The sequence below is a fragment of the Vibrio sp. 1978 genome (assembly GCF_033344345.1).
Genome location: NZ_JAWPOP010000895.1, coordinates 1 through 546, shown reverse-complemented (window position 1 = coordinate 546; position 546 = coordinate 1). Strand labels below are relative to the sequence as shown.

Annotated in this window: 1 protein-coding gene; it reads left to right on the top strand. The window is 43.8% G+C overall.

Features of this window, described 5'->3' with window-relative positions; translation table 11 throughout:
- Positions 1-259: 259 nt before the first annotated feature.
- Positions 260-546, top strand: a 287-nt coding sequence (locus R8N49_RS29730) for a response regulator (RefSeq protein WP_318190777.1), incomplete at its 3' end; no start/stop codon positions are given.

The following is a 546-nucleotide window of genomic DNA, read 5'->3' as shown; positions in this document are numbered from 1 at the left end:
CATTGACGGTTAATGTGCTGTCTCTAGCATCTACAGATTCAACAGGACCAATAGCCGCACTTGGTTTTGGTTCTGGGAGTGTTGGTGAGCTGTCGTTATTGTCGCTGCCAGAACCACCACAACCAGACAATGCCAAACCTACGACAGAAATAAGAGCCAGTTTTTTCATTGTATTAACCTCAATTTACGAGCTAGTTTAGGAATTTGGCGGTATCTTATGAGGCATACCGTGAAGAGATCGTGAAGAAATGTGAGTCGTATGAAAATTTTAATTGTTGATGATAACCACAATGTTTCCGAGACCATTGCTGACTACCTAGAACTCGAAGGTATGACGATAGATTGCGCGTATCACGGAGAGGCTGCGCTGGCGTTGTTGGAAGATAACCATTACGACGTGATCATTATGGACATCATGATGCCAAAACTCGATGGTATCAGTACCGTACAAAAGCTGCGTCAGGAACAGTTTTGCGGAACGCCCATTCTTTTTCTAACCGCAAAAGACACATTAGATGACAAAATAGCGGCATTTAAAGCGGGTGG